The following is a 14122-nucleotide window of genomic DNA, read 5'->3' on the forward strand; positions in this document are numbered from 1 at the left end:
GCCTGCCCGCCGAGACACCGGGCTACAAGATCACACCTGGTAACGTGCCATAACTCTTCGCTAATGCGTGGATCGGGAACCGCACATGGAACTCCGCGACATCGAGATCTTTCTGACCCTGGCGGAGGAACTGCACTTCACCCGCACCGCCGAGCGGCTGCACGTGACCCAGGCCCGGGTCAGCCAGGCGATCAAGAAGCAGGAACGCCGGATCGGCGCCGCGCTGTTCGAGCGGAACAACCGGCAGGTGGCACTCACACCGATCGGCCAACGACTCTTCGACGACATTCAGCCCATGTACCGGGGCCTGCACGAGGGCATGGACCGGGCCAGGCTCGCCGCCCGCGGCAAGACCGGGGTGCTGCGGGTCGGGTCGATCGCCGTCAACCTCCACGATTTCCGTGAGCTGTTCGACGGGTTCGCGAAGGACCACAGTGAGTGCGAGGTGCAAATCCGGCATGTCGACTTCGGCGATCCCTTCGGTCGGCTGCGCGCCGGCGACATCGACGTGCAGATCGTGTGGCTGCCCGTCAAGGAACCGGACCTCACCGTCGGCCCGGTGATCTACACCGAACCCATAGTGCTCGCCGTCGGGGCGACCCACCGGCTGGCGGGCCGGAAGTCGGTCTCCTACGAGGATCTGGCGGACGAGACGGTAATGGGCGGAGCCCGGCCGGACTACTGGCGGGAGATCCTGGTGCCCGTACACACACCCAGCGGACGGTTGATACCGATCGGCCCGTCGGTCTCCAACTTCCAGGAGATGATCCCGATCCTCGTCACTGGCGAAGCCGTCTCGCCCGTGCACGCCCAGGCCGCCCGCTACTACGCGCGGCCGGACATCGCCTATGTGCCCATCCACGACGCCAAGCCGGGCCGGTGGGGGCTGATCTGGCGTACCGGCGGCGAGACGGAACTCATCCGGTCGTTCGCCAGCGCCGCGCACCACCTCAGCTCCATCGAGGAGGCCGGCTGACTCCCCCTGCCGTGGTACGAATGCCGCATAGCGTGCATAACCTACAGGGAGTACGTGGTCTTCAGCCGGGTGTCCCGGGATCGGCCGATCGGGCTGCTCGCCCTGGCCGCCCTGACGCCGTTGATGCTCCTCGTACGGCCGGTCGTGGCCGCCGTCGCCGCCGCCGCAGTCCTGGCCGGGGTCGCCATCCCGGACGCCGCTCGGACGCGAGAATGCCCAACTGACCCGCCGTCGCCGCCTGGATAGCCAGCCAAGACCCCGCGGGGCCTCACTGCCTGAGCTGTTTCTCGAACCAGTGGTGGGCGTAGTGCTCGGTGTTGTACGCCTCGATCTCCCGGTAACCGGTCGCCCGGTACAGGGCGATCGCCTCGGTGAGGTTGCGGTTGGTGTCCAGCCGGACTGCGGTCGCGCCCTGCTCGGCGGCGTACCGTTCCAGCTCACCCAGCAGCCGCCGCCCGACGCCGAGGCCGCGTACGGTGTCCGCCACCCACACCCGTTTGATCTCGGCGGCCTCGTCCCGGTGGAGCTTCACCCCGCCGCAGCCGATCGGCTCGCCGTTGAGGGTGGCGAGCAGGAGCACCCCGTTGGGCGGGACGAGCGCCTCGTCGTGGAGCGGCTTACTCAGTGCAGGGTCGAAACCGTCGTCGAGTCGCCGGGCGATGTCCCGGCCGTAGGCCCGCAGGCAGGCCCGGGCCCGCGGGTCACTCGGCGGACACGGCTCGATGACGACCATCGAGCCGATGAGCAGCCGTTCCACCTCGGCCATGGCGGTGACGAGTCGTTCGCGGCGGTGTTCGGTGAGCGGTTCGAGGATCGAGGCGGCGAGATCGTCCGACCGCTGATCGAGGTCGGCCCACTGGGTCCGGCCGGCGTCGGTGAGCGTGGCGACGCGTACCCGGCCGTCGCCGCCGGTGTGGTCGACCGGTCCGACGGTGATGAGGCCGTCGTTCTCCAGGGTGCGCAGGAGTCGACTGAGGTGTCCGGAGTCCAGGCCGAGCCGGGTCCGTAACGCGGCGACCTCGGCACCGGCGGGGCCGATCTCCCAGAGCAGCCGCGCCTGCCCCAGAGGGCGCCCCTGGGCCATGTACTCGTCGTCGAGCGCGCCCACCCGTTGGGTGACCGTCCGGTTGAACCGCCGCACGGCGGCGATGAGAGCCGAGTCCATCTACCTGACTTTAGTCAGGCTTCTTGCCTAAGCGCCAGATCGGTGGCGGTAGGACCGGATGCCGGCGTGGTCCAGGACGACCACCAGAAGCGCCACCCCGGTGGCGACCGCGCTGACCACCAACAGCGGCAACCGCAGCACGGCCGCCGCACCGGCCAGCATGAACAGGGCGGCAACCCGGGGCCAGGAGAGTCGCCGATGGATCGCCGCCGAGAAGAGGATCCGCCCGACGAGGAACAGCGTCGGGCCGCTCAGAATGACAGCGACCGCTGTCGTGTCACCGGTCTGCAGAGGGTGGGCGATGCTCAGTTCGGCGCCGACCGCGGTGACCACCAGCCCGGCGATCATCACCAGGTGCAGGTATCCGGTGATGACGCCGAGCCAAGCCGGATCGGCGTGCTCGATGGCCGGGCCGAGGCGCTGGCCGGCGGGCGTGACATAGAGCAGACCGATCAGCACGGCGGTGGCGAAGACCAGCAGAAACGCGACAGTCTGCGGGAGGTGAAGGTCAGTGCCGGCGTACGAGAGGCCGGCGACCAGAACGAGCTCGCCGAGCGCGATGATCATGATTTGCTGGTACCGCTCGGCGAAGTGCTCACCGGCCAGGTGCAGCTCCTCCCGCCTGGTCCGGCCCATCCCCGGCGTGGGCCAGCCCAGCCGAGGACCGATCAGGTCGAGGGCGAGGGCGAGCAGCCAGAGAGGCACCCGCCACTGCGGCAGCAACCCGCCGGCGAGCCACGGTACGGCCGAGACGCTGAACCAGGACAGGATCCGCAGCGTCCGGATCTGCCGCGGATGACCGCGCAGCCCGACGGCGGTGACCACGCCCCGGGCGATGTGCACCGAGACGTACGCGCCGGCGAACAGCAGGCCCCGCCCGTCCAACGCCTGCGGGATCGCCACCCCGGCCAGCAGGGCGCCCAACGCCGAACCCACCAGCATCCACCGCACCGCCGGGCTCTCCGGGTCGTACCAGTCGGCGAACCAGGTGGTGGGCACCCAGATCCACCACACCCCGGTCAACAGCAGGGCGGTGTGCAGCGCGCCGACCAGGCTGAGGTCGTGCAGCAGGTGGGTGGCCAGCTGACTGAGGGCGAGCACGAACGCCAGATCGAAGAAGAGCTCCAGGAACGAGGCGCTCAGCGGCGAGTCGCCGCCCCGCAGCAGCCGTTCGGGTCTGCTCGCCATCGGCGCTCCTCCCGCTGGCGCACGCCCTCCGTCCGTCGTACCACCCGAGGGCCGGCCACCGGAGGCGAAAGCCGAGGTCAGCGGCGGACGCCGACCCCCGCGTACCCGTGGGCGTCCACGGTTTCCGGGTCGCCCTCCGGTCGCCAGCGGGTGGTGGCGACCAGGCCGGGTTCCACCAGGTCGTACCCGGCGAAGAAGCGTGCCGTCTCGGCGCGCGTGCGGGGCACCAGTGGGGCGCTGCTGTTGCGGTAGACGGCCTGGCCGCGCTCGGCCAGCTCCGGCGGGATGCCGTCCAACGTCAGGTGGGACAGCACCAGGTGACTGCCGGGCGCGGTGGCGTCGCGCAGCCGGGCGATCGCCGCCCACGGGTCGTCGTGGTCCGGCACGAAGTGCAGCACCGCGAGGAGCAGCACCGCCACCGGTTGGTCCAGGTCGAGGGTGGCCCGCACGTCCGGGTGGGCCAGCAGCTCGTCCGGCCGCCGCAGGTCGCCCTGCACGACCGCGGTGCCGGGCACCCCCGTCAGCAACTGCCGGGCGTGTCCGACGGCAACCTCGTCGTAGTCGACGTAGACCACCCGCGCGTCGGGCGCCACGGCCCGCACCACCTCGTGCACGGCGTCCTGGGTGGGCAGCCCGGCGCCGATGTCCAGGAACTGGCGTACGCCCTGCTCGGCGGCGTACCGGACGGCTCGGCGCAGGAAGTGCCTGTTGGTCTGCGCGGCTACCCCGGTCTCCGGGAAGATCTCCAGCACCCGGTCGGCGGCGGCCCGGTCGGCCGGGAAGTTGTGGCTGCCCCCGAGGAAGTAGTCATACATCCGGGCGACGTTGGGTCTTGCGGTGACATCAGATGCCGGCTGATCGGACATGCGGGTTCCCTTCGGCTGTGGGAGCGGAACTCGATGTGTAGCACCCGCGGCGACGACCCGCTGACCCCTCGTGTCGTTGATCCGGCTGCGCCCATGGTCACCGCTGACCACGGTGGGGGCACCGACTCAACGAGGAGGGACGCCGATGACCGCTCAGCGCGAAACCGTGCAGGTCGACCACGACCTGTTCCGCGCCGTGTACGACTCGCCCGCATCACTGCCCGGCCGACACCGCTGGACCACCCCCGAGTCGGATGTCCGGCGGCTGGAGAAACTGCTCGGCATGCCGGCACGCAGCATCGGCGCTCCGCTCTGGGTCAGCGGCGACGAACCCGACTGCCCGAAGTGCCGCCGGCGGGTCACCTGGTACGACATCGTCTCGTCGGCGCTCTCCGGCCTGCACGACAAGACCATGATCGCCACGGTCATCCTGGGCGAGCGCAAGTACGTCAACACCGAGATCCCGGATGCCATCGCCGGGGTGCGCTGCTCCGACTGTCACACCGCGATCGACGGTCTGCGCAGCTTCAAGTGCCACAACTGGGCGTACGCCTTCGAGGCGCTGGAGGCCGTCCGGGAACGGATGGCCGGCGGTCCCGTGCCGACCTGAGCTGGAGCCCGCGCCAACCTGAGCCGGTCGCAGCGGCTCAGTCGGCCGAGCGGCGGGTGGGGCGGCGGCCGGGCGGGGAGGGCAGCTCCGGGCCGGGATCGGGCACCGGCGGCATCGGCCGGGTGACCGGGTCGGCGCCGGTGACCAGCAGCGACTCACCGTGGTGCCACAGCTCAACCTCGGCATCGCCGGCGGCGTCGGGCAGCTCGTAGCGGGCCTCTGCCGGAGTCAACGTGACCCGCAGCCGGTGGCCACGCCAGCGCAGGCTGAACGCCAGCCGGTCGATCCGTCGCGGCAGCCGGGGATCGAAGGAGAGCACCCTCCGGTCGTCGCGCAGCCCGCCGAAGCCCTGCACCAGCGCCAACCACGCGCCGGCCAGCGAGGCCAGGTGCAGCCCGTCGGCGGTCTTGTCACCCAGGTCGGCCAGGTCCTGCAGGACCGACTCGGCGAACAGGTCGTACGCCAGATCCAGGTGCCCGACCTCGGCGGCCAGCACGGCCTGGGGTGCCGCCGACAACGACGAGTCGCGGACCGTGCGGGCCTGGTAGTAGGCCAGGTTGCGGGCCTTCTCGTCGGCGGTGAACTCCCCGGGGCAGAGCTGCATGGCCAGCACCAGGTCGGCCTGCTTCACCACCTGCTTGCGGTACAGCTCCAGGTACGGAAAGTGCAGCAGCAGCGGGTAGTCGTCGTCGCCGGTGTTCGGAAAGTCCCACTCGGGTTGGTCGGTGAAGCCGGCTGCCTGCTGGTGCACCCCGCGCTCACTGTCGTACGGGACGGCCATCGCGTCGGCGGCGGCCCGCCAGCCGGCCACCTCGTCGCGGGCCACGCCGAGCCGGCCGGCCAGCTCAGGATGCCCCTCGGCAGCATTCGCCGCGCCGAGCAGATTGCGCTTCGCCATCAGGTTGGTGAAGACGTTGTCGTCGACAAGCGCGGCGTACTCGTCCGGGCCGGTCACCCCGTGCAGGTGGAAGCCGCCGTCGCCGGAGAAGTGGCCGAAGCCGTGCCAGAGCCGGGCGGTCTCCACCAGCAGTTCCAGCCCCGCCTCGGCCAGGAACCGTTTGTCGTCGGTGGCCGCCAGGTAACGCAGCACCGCGTCGGCGATGTCGGCGTTGACGTGCAGCGCGGCGGTGCCCGCCGGCCAGTAGCCGGAGCTTTCCCGGCCGCCGATGGTGCGCCACGGAAAGGTCGCGCCGGTCAACCGCAGCTCGGCGGCCCGCTCCCGCGCCTCGGGAAGGTGGGCGTGCCGCCACCTCAGCGCCGAGCGGGCCACGGCCGGGGCCAGATAGGTGAGCACCGGCAGGACGTAACTCTCGGTGTCCCAGAGAACGTGCCCGTCGTAGCCGTTGCCGGTCAACCCCTTGGCCGAGATGGTCCGGTCGGAGTCCGGACGACCGGCCTGGATCAGGTGGAACATCGCGAACCGAACGGCCTGCTGGAGCTCCGGATCACCGTCGAGTTGCACGTCGGCGACCTGCCAGGCCGCGTCCAGGGCGGCCCGCTGGTCGGTGAGCAGGGCGTCGAAGCCGTCCGCGCGGGCCGCGTCCGCCTCGGCGGCGACCAGGGCGGCCAACTCGTCGGCGGGCGTCGCGTCGACCGCCGCCCACTCGTAGGCGGCGAACTTCGTCAGCCGCAGTTGCTCCCCCGGGCGCAGGCGACCTGTGACGGTCAGCCGTACCCGGTCCGGGGTGCAGTCACCAGTCGTGGTCACCGTGCCCGGACCCTCCACCAGGTGACTGACCGCGACCGCGACGCGCTGGCCGCTGCGCTCGGTGCGGTGCACCAGCACGCCGTCGAGGCCGGTCGCACGGTACGTCTCGGCGGTCAGCGGGTCGGTGGGCGCCGAGGCGGCCCGGGGATCGTCCGAACGCTCCGGCACCTTCTCGTTGGACAGCAGATCGGAGCAGACCCGCAGCTCGACGGTGGTGTCCAACGGCTCGACCTCGTATTGGACGGCGGCCGCCGGGCGACGCGGCAGGGACACCAACCGGGTGCTGCGGACGCGTACGCCCCGACCGGCCGGTGACACCCACTCGGTCTCCCGGCGCAGCACGCCGGTCCGCAGGTCGAGCACCCGTTCGTGGCTGCGTAGCGTGCCGGTCCGGAGATCCAGCGGCTCGTCGTCGACCCAGAGCCGGATCAGTGCGGCGTTCGGTGCGCTGATGACTGTGTCGCTGGCCGACGGGAACGCGTACCCCTCCTCGGGATAGCTCAGCTCGCGCCGTTCGTGGAAGCCACTGACGTAACTGCCCGGCATCCCGCACGGGGCACCCTCGTCGAGCACCCCGCGCCAGCCGATCCACCCGTTGCCCAACGCGAAGATCGACTCGGTCTCGCCGAGCCGGTTCAGGTCGGCCTCCGTCCGCCGGATCCGCCAGGTCTCGTCGTCCGCCGTCGCGGCGGTGGACTGCGGTTGATCGGTGGCCGAACCGGTCTGCACGAAACCTCCTGCGGATGCCGACGTCGTCCTGCAACAGCCAACCAGGGTTGGCTGTGCGAATCCTGGGCGAAGGTCGTGCAGACTCATCGACCTTCGACAGGAGCGGTGCCCTCTGGCCCGTTCCTAGGGTGTCCCCCAGGTGAACAGGGTATGAACGTGAAGTGAGGTGATGCATGCTCGACAACGGCAGCATGGACGTTCCGGAGATCAGCGCCGAGTGGTACAGCGACGTCGTCGACGCCGCCGCCGGCAGCCCAGAGCCGGTGCAGTGGTTCATCGGACACGCCACCGAGGGGGTGATCCTGCTGCTCGGCGCGCTGCTGCTGATGGCCGCGCTGAGCCGCCGGTCCGGCGGCCCGCACGACCGGGCACTCGCCCTGATCGCGCCGGTGCCGGCCCTCCTGGCGTACGCGGGCAGTGAGCTCTTCAAGACCGTGGTGGACGAGGACCGCCCCTGCCGGAACATCGGCCGGGAGATCATCGCGGGTGCCTGCCCACCCCCGGGCGACTGGTCGTTCCCCAGCAACCACGCCACAGTGGCCGGTGCGCTGGCGGTCACCACGTTGCTGCTCGCCCGCCGACTCGGCCTGGTCGCGCTGCCCCTGGCCGCGCTCGCCGCCTTCTCCCGGGTCTTCGTGGGCGTGCACTACCCGCACGACGTGATCGCGGGCGTGCTGTTCGGTGCCCTGGTCGCAGTGGTGTTCACCCCGTTGCTGGCCCGCCCGACCAGCGAGGTGCTCCGCCGCCGGGCCAACCGCCCCGACAGCCCGGCCCCCAAACTGGCCAGCCGCTCCCGCCCCTGACCACCGACGTACCCGTCCGCCGTCCGCCGCCCGCCGCCCGCCGTCAAGATCGCGCTCGATCCTGGTTGTAGTGGCCTCCATTGCGATGGACACCACTAGATCCTGGATCGAGCGCGATCTTGAGAGTGGGTGACCGCCCGCCGGCGGGTCAGGTCGCCAGCAGAAGCGCAGCCGTCGTGCCGAGCAGCAGGAACGGGCCGAACGGCAGGTGGGTGCTCCAGCTGGCGCGGCGGCTGGCCAGCAGGCCCAGACTCACCAGCGCGGAGAGCCCGAAGGTGAGCAGCAGCCCGAACGCCAGCACCGGCCAGCCGTACCAGCCGAGCAGCGCGCCGACGCTGAGCGCCAGCTTGGCGTCGCCCAGCCCGAAGCCCCGCCGGCCGAGCAGGACCGCGGTGCTGGCGAAGAAGAGTGCCAGCCCCGCGCCGCCGATGACGGCCCGCAGCCAGTGACCCGGGTCGGCGTCCAGCGCGGCCACGCCGAGCAGCAGCCAGGTCCCGGCCGCCGCGGGCAGGGTGAGCCGGTCCGGCAACCGGTGCACGGCCAGGTCGACGAGGATCGCCGGGATCGTCCAGGCGAGCCACCAGCCCAGCGCCGGCAACGCCCCGCCGCGCGGACCGGCGACCGCCAGCAGCACCGCCGCCGCGAGCACGACCAGTTCGACCGCGCCCGGCGGCGGGCCGACCCGGCCACGGCAGCTACCGCACCGGGCTGCCGGGCCCAGCGCCGGCCAGGGCCGGGTCAGGCCGACCGGCGCGCCGCAGGCGTCGCAGCCGGTCCGACTGGGCAGGCCCGGGGGTACGGCGTAGCGCAGCGCGGCCATCCGCATCAGCGGGCTGATCGCGAGGATCGCGAACACCGTCGAAACCCGGGTGCGTGCCACCGCCGAGACGAGCCCCGCTGGCCGCTCGCGCGGCGGAGGGGCGGGTTCCTTCATACCGCCGGACGGCGGGGGTGCCGGGCTCCGATCGGGCGGGTCTTCCCGACCGGGGACGGCCGCTGGGGGGCCGGTCAGCGCCATGTCACAGCCATTGCGGCCAAACGCTCCCCCGCGATGCTGAACACGGATCGTGATCGAGCCCTCGCTCTGGTGTAGCGGATGGCGCAGAAAGCGACCTGCCGGCCTGAGCCTACGGGGGTGCTGTCGACGACCACCGGGGCTGACCGGACGGCCCGCGGATCGGCCGACAACACCGTTCGAATGCCGGGATGTGGCCGCGATGTCCTACTCCCGCGACAGCCGGCGAGACCCCGATGGGCCCATCCGACCCGGTGCCGCCCCATCAACAACGACAGTTCGCTCGACCATTGCTCGGGGTGCAGTGTGGACACCCGCCACCACCACCTGTCATCACGCAGAGTGTTCACTTGAATTGCCTCTGTTGCATCGGCGAGCGTCAGCCTATGCTCGCCCCTTGGGTGTGACGCAAGCCTCACCTTCACCATCGGACGACCAGGACCCCCGAATTCGTAAAAGATCCGTAACGGTGAATGCAGAAGCGCAATGAACGGCTCCGGATGTGCTGATCCGGACGCGCTTCCGCATGCCCGACGGCGGTGCACCCGTCACCGCCCCGGGCGACCACGAGGAGGCTCGACGGTGCGCGGACGGCAGCTCAGACGAGCGGCAATCTGCCTGCTGGCAGCCGTGGCGGCGATGCCGGTCACCGCCTGCGCCAGCGGACGGGAAACGGTCGAACGACCGACGGCAGCCCGCGACGACGAACAACGCATCGATCCCGACGTCGAACGGCGCGCCGCCGAAAAGGCGGCACTTGACGCGTATTCCGGTTATCTCACGGCCTCCCGGAAGGCGGGCCAACGCAGTGATCCGCGCGCGCCGGAACTGTCCCGATTTCTCGCTGATCCACTGCTGACTCGGGTCCGGGTGTCCATTCGCGAGGCTAAGGAGCACGGCGCTATGCGTACCGGGACGTTGAAGTCCGACCCGACCGTGACCGCCGTCAGCCTGGACGCGAAGCCAGCCAGGGTGGAGATCCAGGACTGTCTGGACACGACCGGCTACCGGCTGGTCTACGCCAGGGACAAACGTCCGGTCCCGGGCAGCGGCGGCGGCCGGCACCTCTCCACCGCCACCGCGACCCTGTATCCGGACGGCCGCTGGTTGATCAACTACGGCGCGACGCACCGGGACCAGCCGTGCTGAGCCAGGCCGCGACAACCCGACGGGCGCTCGCCGGAATCGGTCTCGCGCTCCTGCTTGTGGTCGGCGCGACAGTGCCGGCCACCGCCGCTCGACGGGCCGACCCGGGGGCCGGCTGCCCACCCGACCAACCCGACTGCAGCGTCTGGGACGACGAGCCCGGCAACCCGGGTGATCCCGGCAGCGGCGGGAACGACGGTGGGGATGACGGCGACGACGGTGGTGGCAGCGGCACGTGCCAGTGGAACGGGCGGACCATCCCCTGCTATGACGAGGACCTGGGCTGGTTCAACAGCGGCGACGGCTGCTACTACAAGCTGGAACAACCGCAGCCCGAGGCCCCCGAGGGCCAGCAGTGGTACGTGAAGACGTGCAACGGCGGCGACCTGGGCGCCCAGACCGAGGTGCTGCTGGACGATCCGCCGGCCGGCTTCGGCGCACCGCCCAACCCGGAGGAGCTGGCCCGGCGCGCCCTCGCCTCGATCAAGCTGCTGCCGGCCCCGCTGGGCGTCGCGCCCCGCAAGCGCGTCGGCCCCGGCCTGGTTGGCCTGCCAGTGTGGATGTGGTCCGAGAAGAACCCGAACTACTTCGGCCCGATCCACGCCGACGCAACCGACCGGGGCCTGCGAGTCGACATCACGGCGGCGGTCACCGAGATCATCTGGGACATGGGCAACGGGGACAAGGTCCCCTGCCCGGACGAAGGCACCAAGTACGAGCCGACAGGCGATCGGGCGGGAGAGACCTCCCCGGACTGCGGCTACGACAAGGGCTACCAGAAGGCCGGCACGTACAACGTCACCGCGACCACCTACTGGACGGTGACCTGGAGTGGCGGTGGCGAGAGCGGACAAATCCTGGTGACCCGAAGCAGCGGCATCGTTCCGATCCAGATCAACGAACTCCAGGTGGTCACCAGATGAGCCTCGCGACGCGCAACGGGACCCCGTCGGTGGACGCGCCCGTCAACCCGCCCACTGTGGTCCGACAGCGCCGGGTCCGTCCCGGGCTGCTCGGTCTCGCCGTCCTCCTGATCGCCCTGGGTGGGCTGGGCGCGGCGTTCGCTGTCACCTCCGTCCGGGCCACCGGCAGCTACCTGGCGGTGGCCCGACCGGTGGAGGTGGGCCGCGAGATCAGCGCCGCCGACCTGGTCACCGTGCAGGTAGCCGGCGGCCAGGGTTTGCGCCCGGTGCCCGCCGCCCGGCTCGACGAGGTGGTCGGCAAACGGGCCGCTGTCGCGCTGCTGCCGGGCACCCTGCTCACCCTGGGACAGGTCACCGACGACCCGCTGCTCGGCCCCGGCCAGCAGCAGATCGCACTCGGCCTGAAGACCGCCCAGGTGCCGGCCCGCGAACTGCACCCCGGTGACAAGGTCCTGCTGGTCAGCACTCCGGACAACGACGCCGACGGAGACGCTGCCGCCGCCAGCACCCGGTTCGCGGCCACAGTCATCGACATGGTCAGCCCGGGCAACGACGACAAGGTCCTCTACCTGGCGCTACTCAGCCGTGACGTGCCCGCCGTGGTGGCGCTCGCCGCACAGGAACGGCTCGCCGTCGTGCTGACCGAGGCGGCCTGAGCATGGCGATCATCGCGCTGGTGTCCGCGAAGGGTTCACCCGGCGTCACCACCTCGGCGCTGGCCTGCGCGCTGGCCTGGCACCGGCGGCTGGTGATCGCCGAGTGTGATCCGGCCGGCGGCTCGATCCTCGCCGGATACCTCGGCGGCCAACTGGACGGCCCGCGCGGCATCGGAGAGTTGGCCGTCGGCGAGTTGCGCGACGGCAACCTGGAGACCGCGTTCTGGTCCCAGCTGGTCGACCTGGACGCACCCCGCCGGGAACGGCTGCTGCTGCCCGGCCTCGTCGACCCGGCCCAGAGCGGCAGCGTCACCCCGCTCTGGCAGCGCTTCGCCGACTACTTCGACGCCCTCGACCGCGGCACCCCCGGCTACGACGTGCTTGTCGACTGCGGCCGGCTGCACGTGACCGGGCCACCGTGGCCGGTGCTGCGGGCCGCCTCGGTGGTGCTGTTGGTGACCCGGGCGCACCTGCCGGACCTCTCCGGCACCCGCGCGGTGGTCACCGCCATCGAACGGGACTTCGCCGAGCACCGGGTGCCCCCGGGCACCCTGCGGCTGCTGCTGGTCGGCGACGGGCACGGGCGGGCCGAGATCAGCCGCGCCCTGAAACTGCCGGTCATCGCACGGTTGCCGCACGACCCGCGTACCGCCGGGGTGCTCGCCCTGGGCGGGACCGTGCGGGCCGGACGGCCGCTGATGCGCGCGGCGTCCGCGCTGGAGGTCCCGATCGGGGCGCTCCTGGAGCGGCGGCGGGCCCGATTGGCGTGGCCCGTGCAGCAGGGGGTGCCGGATGCGGTTTGAGCCGGTCTCCACCGACCCACGCCAACAGCCGCCGGGCGCGACCTCCACCGCTCCACCCCTGGCCGTACCGAACGGCCGGCACCACCAGTCCGGAACGCAGCCGCAGCCGACGCCCGCGGCCACCCCGCCGCCGGAGACGCCGCCCCGACCCCGGATGGACTTCCAGGTGGTCCGGGAGCTGCGCCGGGAACTCACCGAACGGCTCACCCTCTGGCAGCGCGGCCGGGAGTTCACAGTCGACGAGGAGGACACCGAGCGGGCCCGACTCGCCGTCACTGTGGTCGCCGCGTACGCGGACTCGGTGCGCCGGGCCGGCACGCCGATGGCCGCCGGCGACGAACGCCTGCTGCTCGACCAGGTGACCGCCGAGCTGGTCGGGCTGGGCCGACTACAGACCCTGCTAGTCGACGACACCATCGAGGAGGTGCACATCCTCGGCTGCGACCAGGTACGCATCACCCGGCACGGCGGTGGGGTGGACTGGGCCGAGCCGATCGCCGACAGCGACGCCGAACTGGTGGAGATCCTCCAGGCGGCGGCCCGCCGGGCGGGCGCGACCGAGCGGTCGCTGTCCACCGTGAAGCCCACCCTCGACCTGCAACTGCCCGACGGCAGCCGGCTGGCCGCAGTGTTCCTGGTCAGCCACCGCCCGTACGCGGTGATCCGCAAGCACAACACCCTGGATGTGAGCCTCGACGACCTCGCGGGCGCCCGGGGCGACCTGGACGAGATGATCGACCCGCTGCTGCGCGACTTCCTCCGCGCGGCGATGCGCGCCGGTCTGAACATCATGGTCGCCGGGTTGGCCGGCGCCGGAAAGACAACTGTCATCCGGGCGCTGATGAACGAGATCCCGCCCGACGAGCCGTACGTGCTGTTGGAGGAGAGCCGCGAGCTGCTCCCCGCCCGCCGCCGGGAGCGGCACCGGGCGGTGATGAGCTTCGAGGCCCGGGAGGGCCACGGCGAACGCGGCTTCGACGGCCGCCCGGCCGGTGAGGTGACCATCGCCGACCTGATCCCGCTGTCGCTGCGGATGGGCGTCCTGCGGATCATCGTGGGCGAGGTGCGGTCCAGGGAGATCGTGCCGATGCTCCAGGCGATGACCACCAGCCGGGGGTCGATGTGCACCATCCACGCCCGCACCGCCGCCGGGGTGAGTGAACGGATCGTCGAGCTGGCCTTGGCGCACGGCCGCGAGATGACTGTCGACCAGGCCCGCCGGATGGCCGGCAACGCGCTCGACCTGATCGTCTACGTCACCATCGAGGACGAGACCGCGATCGGCGGGCGGAAACACAGGTTCGTCTCCCATGTGGAGGAGGTGATCGGGGCCGGCGAAGCCGGTCGGATCACCACCACCACGGTCTTCGGGCCCGGCCCGGACGGTCGAGCGGTCCCCCGGCACCTGCCGGAGCGGGTCCGCGACCAGTTGCTGCGGGTGGGTTACGACGCGCGGCTGCTGACCCGGTGGGTCGAGGCCGGTGCCGGTGCCTGGCGTCGGCCTCGGCAGACCCGACTGGCCCGGCGGTGACCT

At 71.5% G+C, this 14122-nt stretch carries 13 protein-coding genes; 8 read left to right on the forward strand and 5 right to left on the reverse strand.

Annotation, left to right across the window (positions count from 1 at the left end):
• Positions 1-85: 85 nt before the first annotated feature.
• Complete coding sequence (locus ABZU74_RS01695; RefSeq protein WP_355417126.1) at positions 86-976, forward strand: LysR family transcriptional regulator; 891 nt, start codon at positions 86-88, stop codon at positions 974-976.
• A gap of 268 nt (positions 977-1244) precedes the next feature.
• Here the strand turns inward: ABZU74_RS01695 and ABZU74_RS01700 are convergent, their stop codons facing one another.
• The 3 genes from ABZU74_RS01700 to ABZU74_RS01710 form a co-directional block, all read right to left on the reverse strand.
• A complete protein-coding gene (locus tag ABZU74_RS01700; protein ID WP_355417129.1) occupies positions 1245-2141 on the reverse strand; it encodes a helix-turn-helix domain-containing GNAT family N-acetyltransferase in 897 nt (298 codons plus the stop codon).
• A 27-nt stretch (positions 2142-2168) separates the two neighbouring features.
• Positions 2169-3329 carry a low temperature requirement protein A gene (locus tag ABZU74_RS01705; protein ID WP_355417132.1) on the reverse strand — a complete coding sequence of 387 codons (1161 nt, stop codon included), beginning with the start codon at positions 3327-3329 and terminating at the stop codon, positions 2169-2171.
• Between the two features lie 77 nt (positions 3330-3406).
• The gene (locus tag ABZU74_RS01710; protein WP_355417135.1) at positions 3407-4195 is read right to left on the reverse strand and encodes an SAM-dependent methyltransferase; all 789 of its coding nucleotides are present in this window, start codon (positions 4193-4195) and stop codon (positions 3407-3409) included.
• Positions 4196-4340: 145 nt separating this feature from the next.
• On the opposite strand from ABZU74_RS01710, the gene ABZU74_RS01715 reads away from it, so the two are divergent.
• Positions 4341-4805, forward strand: a complete 465-nt coding sequence (locus ABZU74_RS01715) for a hypothetical protein (RefSeq protein ID WP_355417138.1) — start codon at positions 4341-4343, stop codon at positions 4803-4805.
• 37 nt (positions 4806-4842) lie between these two features.
• Here the strand turns inward: ABZU74_RS01715 and ABZU74_RS01720 are convergent, their stop codons facing one another.
• On the reverse strand, positions 4843-7242 hold the full coding sequence (locus tag ABZU74_RS01720) for a glycosyl hydrolase family 65 protein (protein WP_355417141.1): 2400 nt from the start codon (positions 7240-7242) through the stop codon (positions 4843-4845).
• A gap of 173 nt (positions 7243-7415) precedes the next feature.
• Between ABZU74_RS01720 and ABZU74_RS01725 the strand changes: the two genes are divergently transcribed.
• Positions 7416-8045, forward strand: coding sequence for a phosphatase PAP2 family protein (locus tag ABZU74_RS01725; protein ID WP_355417144.1), 630 nt, complete (start codon positions 7416-7418; stop codon positions 8043-8045).
• Positions 8046-8193: 148 nt separating this feature from the next.
• On the opposite strand, the gene ABZU74_RS01730 is transcribed toward ABZU74_RS01725, so the two are convergent.
• A complete protein-coding gene (locus ABZU74_RS01730; protein WP_355418208.1) occupies positions 8194-8871 on the reverse strand; it encodes an A24 family peptidase in 678 nt (225 codons plus the stop codon).
• A 771-nt stretch (positions 8872-9642) separates the two neighbouring features.
• Here ABZU74_RS01730 and ABZU74_RS01735 point away from each other — a divergent pair.
• The 5 genes from ABZU74_RS01735 to ABZU74_RS01755 are packed head-to-tail and all read left to right on the forward strand — an operon-like array spanning position 9643 to position 14119.
• Positions 9643-10209 carry a hypothetical protein gene (locus ABZU74_RS01735; protein WP_355417147.1) on the forward strand — a complete coding sequence of 189 codons (567 nt, stop codon included), beginning with the start codon at positions 9643-9645 and terminating at the stop codon, positions 10207-10209.
• The gene (locus ABZU74_RS01740) at positions 10203-11129 is read left to right on the forward strand and encodes a hypothetical protein (RefSeq protein ID WP_355417150.1); all 927 of its coding nucleotides are present in this window, start codon (positions 10203-10205) and stop codon (positions 11127-11129) included. The genes ABZU74_RS01735 and ABZU74_RS01740 overlap by 7 nt, the downstream gene beginning before the upstream one ends.
• Positions 11126-11785 (forward strand): SAF domain-containing protein, encoded by a 660-nt coding sequence (locus ABZU74_RS01745; protein WP_355417153.1) that lies wholly within the window; start codon positions 11126-11128, stop codon positions 11783-11785. Before ABZU74_RS01740 ends, ABZU74_RS01745 begins: the two co-directional genes overlap by 4 nt.
• A 2-nt stretch (positions 11786-11787) precedes the next feature.
• Positions 11788-12588 (forward strand): ParA family protein, encoded by an 801-nt coding sequence (locus ABZU74_RS01750; RefSeq protein ID WP_355417156.1) that lies wholly within the window; start codon positions 11788-11790, stop codon positions 12586-12588.
• Complete coding sequence (locus tag ABZU74_RS01755) at positions 12578-14119, forward strand: ATPase, T2SS/T4P/T4SS family (protein ID WP_355417159.1); 1542 nt, start codon at positions 12578-12580, stop codon at positions 14117-14119. Before ABZU74_RS01750 ends, ABZU74_RS01755 begins: the two co-directional genes overlap by 11 nt.
• The last annotated feature ends 3 nt before the right edge of the window (positions 14120-14122 follow it).

The sequence above is a fragment of the Micromonospora sp. NPDC005171 genome, from assembly GCF_040608575.1.
Taxonomy (GTDB): Bacteria; Actinomycetota; Actinomycetes; order Mycobacteriales; family Micromonosporaceae; genus Micromonospora.

Bases quoted from the DNA above. Each gene is read 5' to 3' on its own strand.
- ABZU74_RS01695 (WP_355417126.1), top strand. From the start codon at position 86: ATGGAACTCCGCGACATCGAGATCTTTCTGACCCTGGCGGAGGAACTG.
- ABZU74_RS01700 (WP_355417129.1), bottom strand. From the start codon at position 2,141: ATGGACTCGGCTCTCATCGCCGCCGTGCGGCGGTTCAACCGGACGGTC.
- ABZU74_RS01705 (WP_355417132.1), bottom strand. From the start codon at position 3,329: ATGGCGAGCAGACCCGAACGGCTGCTGCGGGGCGGCGACTCGCCGCTG.
- ABZU74_RS01710 (WP_355417135.1), bottom strand. From the start codon at position 4,195: ATGTCCGATCAGCCGGCATCTGATGTCACCGCAAGACCCAACGTCGCC.
- ABZU74_RS01715 (WP_355417138.1), top strand. From the start codon at position 4,341: ATGACCGCTCAGCGCGAAACCGTGCAGGTCGACCACGACCTGTTCCGC.
- ABZU74_RS01725 (WP_355417144.1), top strand. From the start codon at position 7,416: ATGCTCGACAACGGCAGCATGGACGTTCCGGAGATCAGCGCCGAGTGG.
- ABZU74_RS01730 (WP_355418208.1), bottom strand. From the start codon at position 8,871: ATGCGGATGGCCGCGCTGCGCTACGCCGTACCCCCGGGCCTGCCCAGT.
- ABZU74_RS01745 (WP_355417153.1), top strand. From the start codon at position 11,126: ATGAGCCTCGCGACGCGCAACGGGACCCCGTCGGTGGACGCGCCCGTC.
- ABZU74_RS01750 (WP_355417156.1), top strand. From the start codon at position 11,788: ATGGCGATCATCGCGCTGGTGTCCGCGAAGGGTTCACCCGGCGTCACC.
- ABZU74_RS01755 (WP_355417159.1), top strand. From the start codon at position 12,578: ATGCGGTTTGAGCCGGTCTCCACCGACCCACGCCAACAGCCGCCGGGC.